The 14,773-nt window shown below is 45.9% G+C and carries 17 protein-coding genes; 15 read left to right on the top strand and 2 right to left on the bottom strand.

Features of this window, described 5'->3' with window-relative positions; genetic code table 11:
* Positions 1 to 53: 53 nt before the first annotated feature.
* Entirely contained in the window at positions 54 to 1,187 is a 1,134-nt protein-coding gene (locus tag NSQ20_RS22655) for a bifunctional cystathionine gamma-lyase/homocysteine desulfhydrase (protein WP_340030910.1), read from the bottom strand.
* 1 nt (position 1,188) lies between these two features.
* Positions 1,189 to 2,112 carry a cysteine synthase family protein gene (locus NSQ20_RS22650; RefSeq protein ID WP_340030908.1) on the bottom strand — a complete coding sequence of 308 codons (924 nt, stop codon included), beginning with the start codon at positions 2,110 to 2,112 and terminating at the stop codon, positions 1,189 to 1,191.
* 247 nt (positions 2,113 to 2,359) lie between these two features.
* On the opposite strand from NSQ20_RS22650, the gene NSQ20_RS22645 reads away from it, so the two are divergent.
* The 15 genes from NSQ20_RS22645 (at position 2,360) to NSQ20_RS22575 (ending at position 14,771) form a co-directional block, all read left to right on the top strand.
* Positions 2,360 to 2,719 carry a histidine triad nucleotide-binding protein gene (locus NSQ20_RS22645; protein ID WP_024628477.1) on the top strand — a complete coding sequence of 120 codons (360 nt, stop codon included), beginning with the start codon at positions 2,360 to 2,362 and terminating at the stop codon, positions 2,717 to 2,719.
* A 232-nt stretch (positions 2,720 to 2,951) separates the two neighbouring features.
* Positions 2,952 to 3,125: a 30S ribosomal protein S21 gene (gene rpsU, locus NSQ20_RS22640; protein WP_005547957.1), complete on the top strand. Its 174-nt coding sequence runs from the start codon at positions 2,952 to 2,954 to the stop codon at positions 3,123 to 3,125.
* 15 nt (positions 3,126 to 3,140) lie between these two features.
* Entirely contained in the window at positions 3,141 to 3,584 is a 444-nt protein-coding gene (locus NSQ20_RS22635; RefSeq protein WP_017687237.1) for a GatB/YqeY domain-containing protein, read from the top strand.
* 282 nt (positions 3,585 to 3,866) lie between these two features.
* Complete coding sequence (locus NSQ20_RS22630) at positions 3,867 to 5,189, top strand: NfeD family protein (RefSeq protein ID WP_051447387.1); 1,323 nt, start codon at positions 3,867 to 3,869, stop codon at positions 5,187 to 5,189.
* Between the two features lie 166 nt (positions 5,190 to 5,355).
* Positions 5,356 to 6,366: a flotillin-like protein FloA gene (floA, locus tag NSQ20_RS22625; protein WP_036615045.1), complete on the top strand. Its 1,011-nt coding sequence runs from the start codon at positions 5,356 to 5,358 to the stop codon at positions 6,364 to 6,366.
* Between the two features lie 13 nt (positions 6,367 to 6,379).
* Complete coding sequence (locus NSQ20_RS22620) at positions 6,380 to 6,979, top strand: hypothetical protein (protein ID WP_076318858.1); 600 nt, start codon at positions 6,380 to 6,382, stop codon at positions 6,977 to 6,979.
* A 180-nt stretch (positions 6,980 to 7,159) separates the two neighbouring features.
* Positions 7,160 to 7,453, top strand: coding sequence for a sporulation protein YqfC (yqfC, locus tag NSQ20_RS22615; RefSeq protein ID WP_017687241.1), 294 nt, complete (start codon positions 7,160 to 7,162; stop codon positions 7,451 to 7,453).
* Positions 7,450 to 8,643 (top strand): sporulation protein YqfD, encoded by a 1,194-nt coding sequence (gene yqfD / locus NSQ20_RS22610; RefSeq protein WP_340030907.1) that lies wholly within the window; start codon positions 7,450 to 7,452, stop codon positions 8,641 to 8,643. The genes yqfC and yqfD overlap by 4 nt, the downstream gene beginning before the upstream one ends.
* 6 nt (positions 8,644 to 8,649) lie before the next feature.
* The gene (locus NSQ20_RS22605; protein ID WP_017687243.1) at positions 8,650 to 9,621 is read left to right on the top strand and encodes a PhoH family protein; all 972 of its coding nucleotides are present in this window, start codon (positions 8,650 to 8,652) and stop codon (positions 9,619 to 9,621) included.
* Between the two features lie 16 nt (positions 9,622 to 9,637).
* Positions 9,638 to 11,887: an HDIG domain-containing metalloprotein gene (locus NSQ20_RS22600; RefSeq protein WP_036674803.1), complete on the top strand. Its 2,250-nt coding sequence runs from the start codon at positions 9,638 to 9,640 to the stop codon at positions 11,885 to 11,887.
* Between the two features lie 115 nt (positions 11,888 to 12,002).
* A complete protein-coding gene (gene ybeY, locus NSQ20_RS22595; protein ID WP_036615036.1) occupies positions 12,003 to 12,500 on the top strand; it encodes an rRNA maturation RNase YbeY in 498 nt (165 codons plus the stop codon).
* Positions 12,500 to 12,871, top strand: a complete 372-nt coding sequence (locus tag NSQ20_RS22590) for a diacylglycerol kinase family protein (RefSeq protein ID WP_017687246.1) — start codon at positions 12,500 to 12,502, stop codon at positions 12,869 to 12,871. The genes ybeY and NSQ20_RS22590 overlap by 1 nt, the downstream gene beginning before the upstream one ends.
* A gap of 302 nt (positions 12,872 to 13,173) precedes the next feature.
* Entirely contained in the window at positions 13,174 to 13,587 is a 414-nt protein-coding gene (locus tag NSQ20_RS22585; RefSeq protein WP_036615035.1) for a cytidine deaminase, read from the top strand.
* A 39-nt stretch (positions 13,588 to 13,626) separates the two neighbouring features.
* A complete protein-coding gene (gene era / locus NSQ20_RS22580) occupies positions 13,627 to 14,526 on the top strand; it encodes a GTPase Era (RefSeq protein ID WP_017687248.1) in 900 nt (299 codons plus the stop codon).
* A gap of 104 nt (positions 14,527 to 14,630) precedes the next feature.
* Positions 14,631 to 14,771 carry a YqzL family protein gene (locus tag NSQ20_RS22575; RefSeq protein WP_074095877.1) on the top strand — a complete coding sequence of 47 codons (141 nt, stop codon included), beginning with the start codon at positions 14,631 to 14,633 and terminating at the stop codon, positions 14,769 to 14,771.
* Positions 14,772 to 14,773: the final 2 nt, after the last annotated feature.

Below are 14,773 nucleotides of genomic sequence, written 5' to 3'. Positions count from 1 at the left end.
CATCGCTCACTACTCCTTCTCCAAGATCAGCCAGCATGGACTTCAAAATGTCCTCAACTTAATGCAGATTTCAAATCCTCAAGTAAATCTTCAACATCCTCGATCCCAACGGAGATACGAATCAAACCATCCGTGATCCCCAATTCTTGCCGACGTTCATAAGGAATGGAGGCATGCGTCATTCGGGCAGGTACAGAGATTAAACTTTCCACCGCGCCCAGACTTTCAGCCAATGTGAAATAACGGACTTTGCTTAACACGTCATCTACTTTTTCAGCACTGCCTACATCAAAGGAAACCATACCGCCATATCCTCTCGCTTGCGTGGAAGCAAGCTTGTGCTGTGGATGGTCGGACAACCCGGGATAATAAACTTTGCTCACCGTTGGATGTTGATTCAAAAATGCCACAAGCTGCTCTGTATTGCGTTCTTGCGCTTCCATCCGTAATCCCAATGTTTTAAGACCACGCATTAACAGCCAGGAATCCATAGGTCCCAGGACTGCGCCAATTGCATTTTGAATAAAATGCAGGTCTTCTCCAAGTTGCTCGCTGTTGACAACCGCAAGTCCTGCCACGACATCACTATGACCACCGATATATTTTGTTGCAGAATGCAGTACAATATCTGCCCCAAGAGCCAGCGGGGTTTGCCAATAAGGTGTACTAAACGTGTTATCCACGATGAACAGCAACTCATGTTTTTTTGACCATTTCGCTACAGCAGCAATATCGGTGACCTTGAGTAACGGATTGGTAGGTGTTTCTACATAAATGGCCTTTGTATTGGATTGCAAAGCCTGCTCCAGTGCTTGTAGTGAGGTGGTATCTACAAAGGTAGACTCGATCCCCAGACGATTCAGCACCTTGGTGAAAATGCGGTAAGTCCCGCCGTATACGTCATCCGTCAGAATGACGTGATCTCCAGTTTTCAACAGAGACAGTACAGCATGAATTGCAGCCATTCCCGAACTAAAAGCAAAACCTCGAACGCCATCCTCCAGCTCTTTAATGACTTCTTCTAACGCATGACGGGTAGGGTTGCCTGTACGTGAATACTCGTATCCTTTGTGTACGCCAACCGATTCTTGCTCATACGTGCTTACTTGATAGATCGGTACACTCACTGCTCCAGTGTGTGGATCACCAACAATACCTGCATGAATCAGCTTGGTTTTTGGTCTCATTTCATTGTCCTCCATTATAGATATTTTGGCTTAAATATCGTTCGCTGCTATCCGGGAAAATAACGACGATGTTACTTCCGGGAGCTGCGTGAACAGCTTCGTTTAATGCGGCTTGCATAGCTGCACCTGAGGAACTTCCTACCAGTAAGCCTTCCAACAAGGCAAGATCCTTGACCCGCTCAAACGCATCTTCATCTGAGATCGTATGAATGGCATCAAAGTAACTCACATCCATAAAAGAAGATAACGTTTCAACCCCTATTCCTTCTGTACGATGTGGTCCCGATGGACCTCCTCCGAGAATCGAACCTTCGGGTTCTACGATACATGTTTTAATTGACGGGTTTTGCTCCTTCAAATAGCGAGATACTCCCATGAAAGTTCCGCCAGACCCGGCTCCGGCGATATATACATCCACCTGCCCGTTCAGATCACGCCAAATCTCAGGACCCAGATGTTCATAATGTGCGAGTGGGTTATCTGCATTGGAGAACTGACCTGGAATATATGAACCCGGTATTTCTTTCGCAAGCGATTCCGCCTTGCGTATGGCACCAGTGATTCCTTCGGATGTGGGTGTGTTGACGACCGTAGCACCAAGGGCTTTCATCAACTGCTGCTTCTCAACACTGAACTTCTGAGGTACCGTGAAAATGACCTTTAAATTCAGGCCTACAGCCGCCATTGCAAGACCAATTCCTGTGTTGCCTGCAGTAGCTTCGATCACCGTTCCACCTGGTTTAACATCTCCTCGTGCCAAGGCCTTCTCCAATAAAAACTTGCCGATCCTGTCTTTCACACTTCCTCCGGGATTCATGAATTCCAGTTTGGCGAACAGGCGGATTCCTTCCGGTAATGGATAACGAGTTAATTCAAGCAGAGGTGTATTACCTATAAGTTCCTGCACATGTTGATAAACGGTCAAATTAACCAATCTCCTTTTGTGTGTCATTAACCATACATATTTGTTTAATTGGGAAAAGTGCGTGATAAAACCATATTTCGATAAAAGAGCTTGGTATACATCCAATGTTGTATAGTGTTCGGCTCGATGATAGATGGAGAGTTGACCTAGAATACCTGGTTGTGTGTCTAAAGATTGGACGTGGGTTTTTACTTTTAGTATGATAGAGGGGAATACATACACTGGAATACAAAGGAGGGTATGAACTATGGATTGCTTATTTTGCAAAATTGTAGAGGGCAGCATTCCCTCCAATAAAGTACTGGAGAATGACCATGTTATCGTTTTTCATGACATCCAGCCCGCTGCACCGACACATGTTCTTGTCATTCCGAAGAAACATATTGCTTCCATGAATGAAGTTACTGCAGAAGATCTGCCGTTGATCGGCGAGATTCATCTGGCTGCTCAAGAAGCTGCGAAGCGTCTTGGCGTGGAGGAAACAGGATATCGATTAATCAACAATTGTGGTAAGGATGGAGAACAAACCGTTCATCATCTGCATTACCATTTGTTGGGTGGTACCAGACTTGGCGTGTTGACAAGTCTGTCCGATTCTCACAAATAAACGAGCTAATGGGTACTACTATTGAGGATTTAGTCATATGCATTAAATCCACGAATGTGTGACCAAATGCTTATATAATGAATTCATTTCATAATACCTTTGAGTTATAAAATGGATTCAAATAAGTGATCATTACATTGAGGTTGACACCTTTATTATCTTTCGCCTATAATGTAAGATGATGAACCGTGTTATTGCTCTTGGACGGTCTGGTCGGAGGGAGGGAAAACTGGTGTCTGAAACTAAAGTTCGCAAAAACGAGACTATTGATGCTGCACTTCGTCGTTTTAAACGCTCCATCGCTAAAGATGGCGTATTGGCTGAGGTGAAGAAACGTAAGCATTATGAGAAGCCAAGCGTAAAGCGCAAGAAAAAGTCCGAGGCTGCTCGTAAGAGAAAGTTTTAGGAGGATTTTAATTACATGAATCTTAGCGAACGATTGAACGAAGATATGAAGCAAGCGATGAAGAGTAAGGACAAGTTCAGACTCTCCAACATTCGGTTGATTCGTTCGACGATCAAGAATCTTGAAATAGATTTGAAAAGAGATTTGGATGACAACGAAGTGCTTGATATCCTGAGTCGTGAAATCAAACAGCGCAAAGATGCCCTCCAAGAATTTGACAAAGCGGGCCGTGAAGATCTCGCGGCAAATGCAAAAGCGGAAATTGAAGTACTCATCCAGTACCTTCCCACACAGCTTACCGAAGAAGAAATTAAAGTTATTGTACAGCAGACCATCCAGGAAACCGGTGCTTCTTCGAAAGCCGAGATGGGGAAAGTCATGGCGGCCCTTATGCCGAAAGTTAAAGGCAAAGCGGACGGCAAACTGGTAAATCAAGCAGTTCAACAATTTCTGCAATAAAGCAAATCAATAAACACCTTCTGACTTGTCAGGAGGTGTTTTTTCCATTTATCAGAAGGCGTGATGTCCTTGGGATGATGATATTTCTTTTTAATGGTTAATATATATTATTATGGATTTTTATTCTTGCAATTGATCGAGTTTTCAAATATAATTTTAAGATTTTGAAACGAAATGTTGCATTGCACGTAATAAATACCATAAGCTGGACAGTATAACATTAATGGAAAAGGGGGGACTATTGTGAAGGGAAAGCGCCGGAAGAAGCTTACGGGGCCATTGATGCTCTTAATGCTGCTGACGCTGTTGCTTCCTGTCTGGATTGGATCACCGTCAGCGCATGCAGCTGAGAAGAGTGGTGCCGTATATATTATTCCGGTTGATAAACCAATCGAGCAGGGACTTGGCAAGTTCATGGAACGCGGGTTCAAGCAAGCAGAAGAGATGAATGCTGGCCTGATCGTTCTTGATATCAATACGCCGGGAGGCCGTGTCGACACTGCAGAAGCATTGGGTACCCTAATTAAGGACAGTCCGATTGAGACTGTTGCATTTGTTCGTGGAGATGCTGCTTCAGCCGGGAGTTTTCTGGCTCTGAATGCAGATAAGATCGTAATGTCACCAGGCAGTATGATTGGTGCGGCAGCAATGGTGGACAGTACGGGTAAACATGTTGATGATCCAAAGCTTGTTGCATTCTGGAAAAGCAAAATGCAGGGAGCGGCTGAAATCAGTGGTCGTGATGGCAAGATTGCAGCTGGAATGACGGATGTTAACATCGTTGTTGAAATGCCAGAGATCAATAAAACCAAGCAAAAAGGTGAAATTATTGCTCTCTCGGCTGAAGAAGCGCTGAAAGTTGGTTATGCCGACCACATCAGCAACACACCGGAAGAAGCGGCAGCTTGGGCAGGTTACAGTCAGGATGACGTATTTAAGGTAGAACGAACAACAGCGGAGAATATCTCCTCTTTTCTTACTAATCCGGTTGTTATGACTGTGTTATTGTTCCTCGGAATCGCGGGTGTGATCATTGAATTGATTGTTCCTGGTTTTGGAGTTCCTGGTATTGTAGGTATCGTGTGTTTCGTGTTGTATTTCTCGGGTAATTACATTGCGGGATTTGCCGGAGCAGAGACATGGGTGCTATTTACCGTCGGACTCATCATGATGATTCTGGAGATGTTTATTCCGAGCTTTGGTATTCTGGGGATTTTGGGATCAATTGCGCTTGTGGCCGGTGTTGTAAGGGCTGCTTATGATACGAGTGATGCATTTGTATCTCTAGGTATCGCTTTTGGAGCAGCACTGGTAGTCATTGCGATCATCTCAATTATCTTTAAGGATCGAGGGATATGGAATCGCTTCATACTGAGTGACAGCATGTCTGCGGATCGGGGTTATTCATCAGCCACAGAACGTAAAGAGCTGGTTGGTCTGCAAGGAATCAGTCTGACACCACTTCGTCCTTCTGGAACAGCGATGTTTGAAGGGGAACGAATTGACGTTGTGACCGACGGAGATTTTATTCCCATCGATACTCCGATTATTGTGATTAAAGCGGAAGGTACCCGGATTGTGGTTCAGCAAGCTTTGCCGGTGTAACTCGCTCTGTTGTCGAAGCGGATTAACGCTTCGGCAATGTACATAACCACGTAGCTGAAGCTGCCAGCGAGGTGGTGCATTCTTTCATTTAGCAGCGGACTCAAGAGTGTATTCTCAAATATTTTTATCAAATTCAAATTGCAAATGTGCAAATGGAGGAAATTAAATGGACACATCTATGATTACGATTTTGCTCATTGCGGTAGTAGGTATTATCGTATTGAGCGTATTCTTCAGCTTTTTCCCGGTTATGCTCTGGGTTTCAGCGATTGCATCCGGCGTACGTGTAAGTATTATTACACTGGTAGCGATGAGACTGAGACGTGTAACGCCTAGCCGTATCGTTAATCCAATGATTAAAGCAACTAAAGCCGGTCTTAAACTCTCAATGAACCAACTGGAAAGTCACTTCTTGGCCGGTGGTAACGTTGACCGTGTTGTAAACGCTCTGATTGCTGCACAACGTGCCAACATTCCACTCGAATTTGAACGTGCTGCTGCGATTGACCTCGCAGGTCGAGACGTATTACAAGCCGTACAGATGAGCGTTAACCCACGTGTTATCGAAACACCGATTGTCTCTGCGGTTGCCAAAGATGGTATTGAAGTTAAAGTTAGAGCGCGGGTTACGGTTCGTGCCAATATTGACCGTCTCGTCGGTGGTGCTGGTGAAGAAACGATCATCGCCCGTGTTGGTGAAGGTATCGTAAGTACGAACGGTTCCTCCAATTCTCACAAAGACGTCCTGGAAAATCCGGATCTGATCTCCCGTACCGTATTGTCCAAAGGTCTGGATGCAGGTACTGCATTTGAAATCCTGTCCATTGATATTGCGGACGTTGATGTAGGTAAGAACATTGGTGCCTTCTTGCAAACAGAGCAAGCAGAAGCTGACAAACGTATCGCTCAGGCAAAAGCCGAAGAGCGTCGCGCAATGGCCGTAGCCCAAGAGCAAGAGATGAAAGCACGCGTAGTGGAAATGAGAGCACGCGTTGTTGAATCCGAATCCCAAGTACCTTTGGCAATGGCTGAGGCACTTCGTAACGGTAAAATCGGTGTGATGGATTATATGAACCTGAAGAACATTGAAGCGGATACTCAAATGCGTAATACATTGGGAAAACCTGGTGAAGGTTCGAATTCCAACGATCAGGGTGATTCCAAAAACGGAAGATAGGCGGTGAGTGCATATGGGCCTATTTGAATGGATTTTTGATAATCTGTATATTGTGGCCGTCATCGGTTTTGCGCTCTTCTCCTTTTTGGGGAAAGCTGCCAAATCGGCTGATCCGAACAAAAAGCGTCCTGCCAACGGGATGCCTACATTTGGAGGCAGTGGTGATTCAGGCCGGGATGAACGTTCAAGAGACAATTCATCTCCGCAGCAGTCTTCCGGACCTACAGACCCCCGCTATGATGAACAATATGACGATCGGTATGATGACGTGCAATATGAGAATCAGTATGATGAGCCGTATTCGGAGCCTGCTGCATCTTCTCGCCCCGCAACTGACTACAGAAGTGAGGGCACGATGAGTGCGATGGCAAATTCACTTGAGGAACAGATGAGAGGCATGGAAGAACAGCAACGTTTGATCGAAGAACGCTTGAATCGCATCTCTTCTGCGAATCGGCCAGTTGTGTCTGATTCCAGTTGGGATGAGACCAGTAGCGATGGATCGGGAGCGTCTCCGCTTCGTCCGGCAGACATTCGCACAGGTGTCTTGTGGGCAGAAGTACTGGGTTCTCCTCGTTCCAAACAGCCGTTTGGTACAAGAGGGAAACTGTAAATAAGTTAAGTTGCTGGACGGAAATAAAGCCGTCTCTGGTGAGCATGAAGCCGCCGGAGACGGCTTTTTCTGTGTTCTATCCTTTTTTCTCAACATTCGTCCCTAACACGCCCCGGAATTTTCATAAATTCATGAATCTGCGCATAAGTTGAACTGTAGAGGAAGGGGGAAGACCTTCGAATGACCCGGATCAGCCGCAAGCTGCGCAGATGGACCAGTGAAGTGTTGGATCTGCCGCAGGATGTGCTTTATGATATGCCTCGGTTAACCCTGATCGGCAGTAAGCAACTGTATATAGAGAATCATCGCGGTGTCATCCATTTTACACCGGATCGTATCGTGTTGGCTCTTTCCCAAGGCCAGTTAGAGATCAAAGGAACTGCCTTGGTGATACGTAATATTTTGCCGGATGAAGTAGCTGTTGAAGGAACGATTCTGGATATTCATATGAATGGAGTGGAGGGGAACGGATGAAGCAGCCCAGTCTGTACAAACTGCGGGGAGCAGTCCGAATCACGGTCACTGGGGGAGACATTGAAACATTAATCAACACGGTGGCAGAGCAGGGACTGGAAGTTTGGGACCTGCGTGCTCACGATGGACGCGTAGCAGAGATGAATATTCTGCTGCCGCATTTTTTCAGGTTGCGTCCTATGTTGAAACGGACAGGCTGCAGGGTGAAAGTAACCCATCGCAGCGGTTTCCCCTTTTTTGCGGCCCGTTTATTGCGGAGGAAGTTCTTTCTTGGGGGTATGCTGTTTTTTGTGGCAGCTTTGTTTGCGTTGTCGTCCATGGTATGGGATGTGGAGGTCAAGGGTAACGTCACCATTCCCACCGACGAGGTGCTCGCAGCAGCGAAGAAAGAGGGCATATATCCTTTCCAATGGGGGTTCCGTCTGCAAAGCCAAGACAAGCTCTCCAGGCAGCTTGCACTCGCTCTGCCGGATGTAACCTGGATTGGCGTCAGCAAAGAGGGGACAACCATTACCATTCAGGTCGTAGAATCTGCCCAACCAAAGCGCGAACCATTACTGAACCCCAGACATCTGATCAGTAAGTCAGATGCTGTGGTCACTCAAATCTATGCGGAGCAGGGACGCCCTGTTGTTCAGAAGGACATGCGTGTCAAAAAGGGTCAGGTATTGATCTCGGGGATTCTCGGGGATGAGGAGAACACCAAAACCATCGTTGCCAAAGGCGAAGTTCGTGGTCTGGTATGGCGTGAGTATCAGGTAGAGGTTCCGCTAGTGCAAAAACATAATACAATGACAGGTGAGAGCAAAGAACGTTTTTACATGGTGCTGGGGAATTGGGCGATTCAACTGTGGGGGTACGGAAGTACACCGTTCAGTTCATTTGATACCGAGAGTACTCATAAACCATTAACGTGGCGATCCTTTACACTTCCTATGGGTTGGCTGACAGAGAAAGATCTGGAGACCCGAGAGCATGAGCAACAACAGACGATAGAATGGGCCAGAACGAAAGGATTGGAAGGAGCAAGAAACGATATTATCGCCAAAAACGGCAAAGGAACAAAAATTATAAGTGAAAAAATTTTGCATGAGAAGAAAGAGAATGGTAAAGTTTATATGAAAGTCTTATTTGAAGTAGAAGAAAGCATTGCGGAAGAACTTCCGCTAGTCCATAGTCAAGGAGAATGAGGATATTTGTCAGAGCAAACACGCAGCATACAAATCTCCCTCCAGAGTGCGGGAGAGGGCCAATCTCTTTTTGGACCCCAAGATACTTTTCTTAAACTGATTGAATCCGAGATTCCCGCCCAGATTGCATCCCGTGAAGCGGAGATTGTGATTTTTGGCAACGCACAGCAGGTGGAATCGCTTGAACAATTATTTGATGTGTTACTGCAATTGATACGCAATGGATATGTGTTAACCGAGAGAGATGTGAAGTATGCGATTGAACTTGCCAAGGATATGCGGGCAGACCAGCTGTTGGATCTGTTCAAGGGCGAGATTACAACGACATACCGAGGTAAACCAATCCGTGTTAAAACCATTGGACAGAAGCACTATGTAACTACAATTAAAAAACGTGATATTGTATTTGGCATTGGTCCTGCCGGTACGGGTAAAACCTACCTTGCTGTTGTACTGGCTGTTGCCGCGATTAAAGAAGGTAGCGTCAAACGCATTGTACTCACACGGCCTGCTGTTGAAGCGGGAGAGAGTCTTGGATTTTTGCCAGGTGATCTTCAGGAGAAGGTAGACCCTTATCTGAGACCACTGTACGATGCCCTATATGACGTTATGGGACAGGAACAGACCGCTAAGGCACTGGAGCGAGGGTTAATCGAAATCGCGCCACTCGCCTACATGCGGGGGCGTACGCTGGATGACTCCTTCATCATTCTGGATGAAGCACAGAACACAACGCCGGAACAGATGAAGATGTTTCTAACCCGTCTTGGTTTTGGCTCCAAAATGGTCATCACCGGAGACGTGACACAGATTGATTTACCGCGTGGTAAGAAATCCGGGCTTGTGGAAGCGAATACGATCTTGAATGAAGTTAACGAGATTGGATTTGTCTATTTTGCCGAGCAAGATGTTGTACGGCATTCCCTTGTCCAGAAAATTATCGTGGCTTACAACCACGCCGCAGAAAATCAAGCATAGAAAGGGATTGTCTAAAGTGACCTCGAAGGAACCGTCAAAAGGCAAATCTTTTCAGAATAAGGCTACAGGATGGAAGTATAGCGTGTGGGCACGCTATCTTCTGTTTTTGTTTCTGGTGATTCTTTTCTACGTCAGTCTGGCTTCCAAACTGCTCCCTGAGCGCTATGATATTCAGGAAGGGACACGGAGTGAAGTGGACATTGCTGCGCCCATGCAGATTCCGAATAACAAGGCCACACTCAAAGCACAGGAAGAAGCTGCTGAACGGGTACAGCCGATATTTCAGATTGTCCAGTTGCGAAACGAAAATTTGATGACTACCCTGCTTGATCGTGTAGATCGATTAAATCAGGATGATCAGATTTCAAGTCAGGATAAGATTGATATTTATCGGGATGAAATTCCACAGCGCCAGAAGGATTTTGTGACCAACTATATCAATAATAATCGGAAAGCCGGTACATACTCCGAGACTCTTTTGGAAGAAATCAGAAATGTGGTACAGGAGCAAAGCTACCGTATTCCCGAAGAAACTTACATCAAAATCTCGCGTCTGACATCGGATGATATCCAGGAGATGAAACCGGTTGCGAGGGATATTGTTGCCCGGTTAATGACGGATCAGATCAGCGATGCAACCACTGCCCGTGCCAAAGTAGCTGAGATGGTGAGTGTCAGCTCTCTTGGTAAGCGAACGCAACGTGAGGTCGTGCAAGAGCTTGCTCGCCTTGTGGTGACCGCGAACCGCTTCTACGATGAAGAGGGAACTAAGGAAGCCAAAGTACAGGCGCGTGAGAACACGCAAACCGTCTTTATCAAGCAAGGGGACACATTAGTTGCCAAGGGTGAGATGATCACCCCGGAGATGTATACTTTGCTGGATGAGAATGATTTGCTGAAAAATGAAGTGAACTACTGGCCGCAGCTTGGACTTCTTATGTTTTCCTGCCTGTTGTCAGCAGCCATTCTGATGTATATTCAGCAAGGCAGCGGAACACATTTTAAATATAATAATGCCCAGCTGTTGATGCTTGTTCTCATTTTTATTATTACGATTGTGGTTATGCATGTGACGGCGATTATCCAGACCAATGAGAGGTCTTATGTTGGCTTCCTTGCACCTGTTGCGGTAGGAGCGATGTTAATTGCCTTGTTACTGGATACCTCGCTTGCCTTTGTATGTTCGATATTGATCGGTATGTTGTCCAGCATCATTTTGAATACCCATCAGGGTCAGCTTTTTGACTTCGAATTAGGTTTCTTCGCTGTATTGGTTTCGTTTGTTGCGATCTTCGCAACTCATAAGGCTAGCCAGCGATCAACGATCCTGAAAGGGGCCATTATGGTCTGTCTGTTCGGGTCGATAGCCGTCTTCACCTTGGCTTTGATTGACTCGGGCGATTGGAATCGAACCACGACACTGTACGGTGTTGGATTTGCATTTGCGGGTGGCGTATTAACTGCCATACTGGTCATTGGGCTGATGCCATTTTTTGAAACTTCATTTGGCATCTTGTCAGCGCTCAAACTGGTGGAACTGTCTAATCCGAACCATCCGCTTCTTCGTAAGTTGCTGACGGAGACACCGGGTACCTATCATCACAGCGTTATGGTAGGGAATCTGTCCGAAGCAGCAGCAGAAGCCATAGGAGCTAACGGATTGCTATGCCGAGTCGGTTCGTATTATCATGATATTGGCAAGACGAAGCGCCCGATCTATTTTATTGAAAATCAGAACAATATGGAGAATCCACATGATTCAATTGATCCGAAACTGAGCAAATCCATTATCGTTGCCCATGCGCGCGATGGGGTGGAAATGCAGAAGGATTATAAGCTGCCCAGACCTATTCGGGATATTGCGGAACAGCATCACGGCACGACATTTCTCCACTATTTCTATCACAAAGCACTGCGCCAGGCGGAAGAAGCAGGTGTTGAGCCTGATTTCACGGAAGAAGATTTCCGTTACCCTGGGCCGAAGGCTCAGTCCAAGGAATCGGCTATTGTTGGCATTGCTGATAGTGTAGAGGCTGCTGTGAGATCTTTGCGCAAACCGACAGTGGAGCAAGTGGAGTCCATGATTGAGAAGATTATTAAAGGACGATTGGATGATCATCAATTCAATGATTGTGACCTTACGATGCGTGAACTGGATATCGTCGCCAGAACATTGAAGGAAACGGTGATGGGTATCTTCCACTCCAGGATAGAATATCCGGAGGAGATCAAGAAACCAAAGCCGACTTCACCCGAAGCAGGCTAATTCAATAATAGTTCGTGTTCAAAAAGGTTGGTTTTCAGTACCGAGAAGATGGGATGAAGCTAGAAATGTTTTTTTTGAACAACCTCTAATATGAGCAGACAGGAGTTATGAAAGAATGAGTCTTAACCTGGCATGGAATAATGAACAACAGGATAAAGAAATTACAGACCCGATGATTGCAATGCTGGAACAATTGCTGAATCTCGCAGGAGAAGCGGAAGGTGTGGCAGACGGGGAAGTGGCTCTGACTTTTGTGAATGATGAGCAGATTCATGAGTTGAACCGTGATTATCGCGGCATTGACCGTCCTACGGATGTACTGTCTTTTGCGATGAACGAAACGGTGGATGAAGAACTAGATATTATCTATGAGCTGGACGAAGATGAAGAAATGGAAGAAATGCCGGATGTTCTTGGAGACATCATCATTTCCGTACCACGGACCATCCTGCAAAGTGAAGAGTATGGACACTCATTTGAACGTGAACTTGGTTTTCTGTTTGTCCATGGTTTCTTGCACCTGCTCGGATACGACCATCAGGATGAAGCGAGTGAGGCTGAAATGATGGGCAAACAAGAAGCGGTATTGGCCCAGGCCGGGTTGACACGATAATGAAAAGACGCTCCTGGGGTCTGGTATTCCGCAATGCTGCGGAAGGAATCGCATATGGGTTGCGGACTCAGCGTAATGTGAGAGTTCACACGGGAGTGGCTATTTTGATGTGTGTAGCCGGCTTTTTTTTCAGAATCTCAAGAACGGATTGGATGTTTGTGCTGACCGCTGTCTTTTTGGTCCTGGTGACTGAATTGATGAACACGGCTGTAGAGGCAGCGGTTGACTTGGCACACCCCCATATCCATCCGCTGGCAAAAGCGGCAAAGGATACCGCGGCCGGGGCAGTTCTGCTGGCTGCGGTATTCGCCGTCATCATCGGTTGTATCGTTTTCATTAAGCCGGTGATGAGCTGGCTGGGTTTGTACTGATTTTGTATTAACTTTGATTCGTTTTGTGATTTTAATACTACACAAATTTGTGAAGTTAGACCGTTTTTAAGTTGAACTTGTTGACATTACACGATAACGAAGAGGACAGAAATAAACCTGTAGAAGCGAAGCGTTCGCCTTTATCCCCGGATTTTCACGTTGAAAAAGTGAATCAAAAAATCTGGGGGTAACAGCGATCGAAGGGTTATTCTGGACTCGGAGTGGCTAGTGTAAAATTGGCTTTGGTTGAACTTAATTCGTAGGTACTAACTTTATATTGCACCCTAAGGGAGAGATTATTAATGGATAACGGTTTGTTAATGCAAGAAGCAATTAAGGCACGTACGAAGGCGTATACGCCTTACTCCCATTTTGGTGTTGGCGCGGCTTTGCTTGACAGTGAAGGTCATGTGCATCATGGTTGTAATATTGAGAATGCTGCGTATACACCAGGTAACTGTGCTGAGCGTACAGCGATGTTTAGTGCCATTGCAGGTGGGCAGAAGCCTCGCAGCTTCACAGCGATTGCCATTGTGGGAGACACGGATGGTCCGATTGCTCCATGTGGCGTATGTCGTCAGGTCATGTACGAACTGTGTGAACCCGATATGAAAGTCATCTTGGGGAATTTGAAAGGTGATCTGCAAGAGACCACCGTTGCTGAACTGTTACCTTGGGCTTTTGGGCCTTCTGATCTGAATTCTGCCAAAAAATAAACCAATACATTCCAGGCCTAGGCGCCTGAGGAGGAACATATGAAAAAACAAAAATTCAAATCCGGTTTTGTAGCCATTATCGGACGTCCAAACGTTGGTAAATCCACTTTGATGAACCAAGTCATCGGACAGAAAATTGCAATTATGTCGGACAAGCCGCAAACAACCCGTAATAAAATTCACGGTGTATATACATCGGACAATCAACAGATCGTTTTTCTGGATACACCAGGGATTCATAAACGTCAGTCCAAATTAGGCGATTATATGAACCAGACCGCTTTGAACACACTGAGTGAAGTAGAAGCAGCCTTATTCTTGATTGATGCTTCCGAAGGAATGGGCGGTGGTGACCGCTATATTGCGGAACAGCTGAAAAATATCCGTACGCCTGTCATTCTCGTTATGAACAAAATTGACAAAATTGAGCCGGAAGCGCTGTTACCACTTATTGAAGAGTATCGCAAATTACACGATTTCGCTGAAATTGTGCCTGTGTCTGCCAAGCATGGCAATAATGTCAGCACATTACTGGAACAGCTCGGCAAGTATCTGCCTGAAGGTCCACAGTACTATCCTGACGACCAGGTTACTGACCATCCGGAGCAGTTTGTATGTGCCGAGTTGATTCGTGAGAAAATTCTGCAAATGACTCGTGAAGAAGTGCCTCACTCCATTGCTGTAACGATCGAAGATATGAAAGTGCAAGATAACGGTGTCGTTTATATCTCAGCTGTCATATTTGTGGAACGGGATTCGCAAAAAGGGATCATTATCGGCAAGCAAGGTGCCCTTCTGAAAGAAGTGGGTAAACGAGCTCGACATGACATTCAAAACTTGCTTGGCTCCAAAATTTTCATGGATCTGTGGGTCAAAGTGAAAAAGGACTGGAGAAATCAGGATCGAGTTCTGCGTGATCTTGGCTTCGGGCGCGACTGATCATCCGAGTTGTATCCAGTAATTGCAACACATAGTTTACCTTGCAAGACTCCATCCTATTTGGTAGATGCAGACGTCATTTCCGAAGAGAGGATGAAATTCCGATGCGAGATTTTTCGTGGAAGGTTTTTGCGATGACGGGGGACGTGGAGTCCTATTTGTTATATACCGAGGCGTGTAACTCGTTAGGACAGGAGTCGGATAATGCAAGGGAAGTGATTGAAGATGAAGAAGCCGAAGGATAACT

It is taken from the genome of Paenibacillus sp. FSL K6-1122, assembly GCF_037977015.1.
In the GTDB taxonomy this organism is placed as follows: Bacteria; Bacillota; Bacilli; order Paenibacillales; family Paenibacillaceae; genus Paenibacillus; species Paenibacillus amylolyticus.
The sequence above is the reverse complement of the archived record's forward strand: the minus strand, read 5'-3'. Positions and strand labels throughout refer to the sequence as shown.

Bases quoted from the DNA above. Each gene is read 5' to 3' on its own strand.
- floA (WP_036615045.1), top strand. From the start codon at position 5,356: ATGGACACATCTATGATTACGATTTTGCTCATTGCGGTAGTAGGTATT.
- NSQ20_RS22590 (WP_017687246.1), top strand. From the start codon at position 12,500: ATGAAAAGACGCTCCTGGGGTCTGGTATTCCGCAATGCTGCGGAAGGA.
- yqfD (WP_340030907.1), top strand. From the start codon at position 7,450: ATGAAGCAGCCCAGTCTGTACAAACTGCGGGGAGCAGTCCGAATCACG.
- NSQ20_RS22585 (WP_036615035.1), top strand. From the start codon at position 13,174: ATGGATAACGGTTTGTTAATGCAAGAAGCAATTAAGGCACGTACGAAG.
- NSQ20_RS22645 (WP_024628477.1), top strand. From the start codon at position 2,360: ATGGATTGCTTATTTTGCAAAATTGTAGAGGGCAGCATTCCCTCCAAT.
- NSQ20_RS22620 (WP_076318858.1), top strand. From the start codon at position 6,380: ATGGGCCTATTTGAATGGATTTTTGATAATCTGTATATTGTGGCCGTC.
- NSQ20_RS22655 (WP_340030910.1), bottom strand. From the start codon at position 1,187: ATGAGACCAAAAACCAAGCTGATTCATGCAGGTATTGTTGGTGATCCA.
- NSQ20_RS22630 (WP_051447387.1), top strand. From the start codon at position 3,867: ATGCTCTTAATGCTGCTGACGCTGTTGCTTCCTGTCTGGATTGGATCA.
- NSQ20_RS22635 (WP_017687237.1), top strand. From the start codon at position 3,141: ATGAATCTTAGCGAACGATTGAACGAAGATATGAAGCAAGCGATGAAG.
- NSQ20_RS22575 (WP_074095877.1), top strand. From the start codon at position 14,631: ATGCGAGATTTTTCGTGGAAGGTTTTTGCGATGACGGGGGACGTGGAG.
- era (WP_017687248.1), top strand. From the start codon at position 13,627: ATGAAAAAACAAAAATTCAAATCCGGTTTTGTAGCCATTATCGGACGT.
- ybeY (WP_036615036.1), top strand. From the start codon at position 12,003: ATGAGTCTTAACCTGGCATGGAATAATGAACAACAGGATAAAGAAATT.
- yqfC (WP_017687241.1), top strand. From the start codon at position 7,160: ATGACCCGGATCAGCCGCAAGCTGCGCAGATGGACCAGTGAAGTGTTG.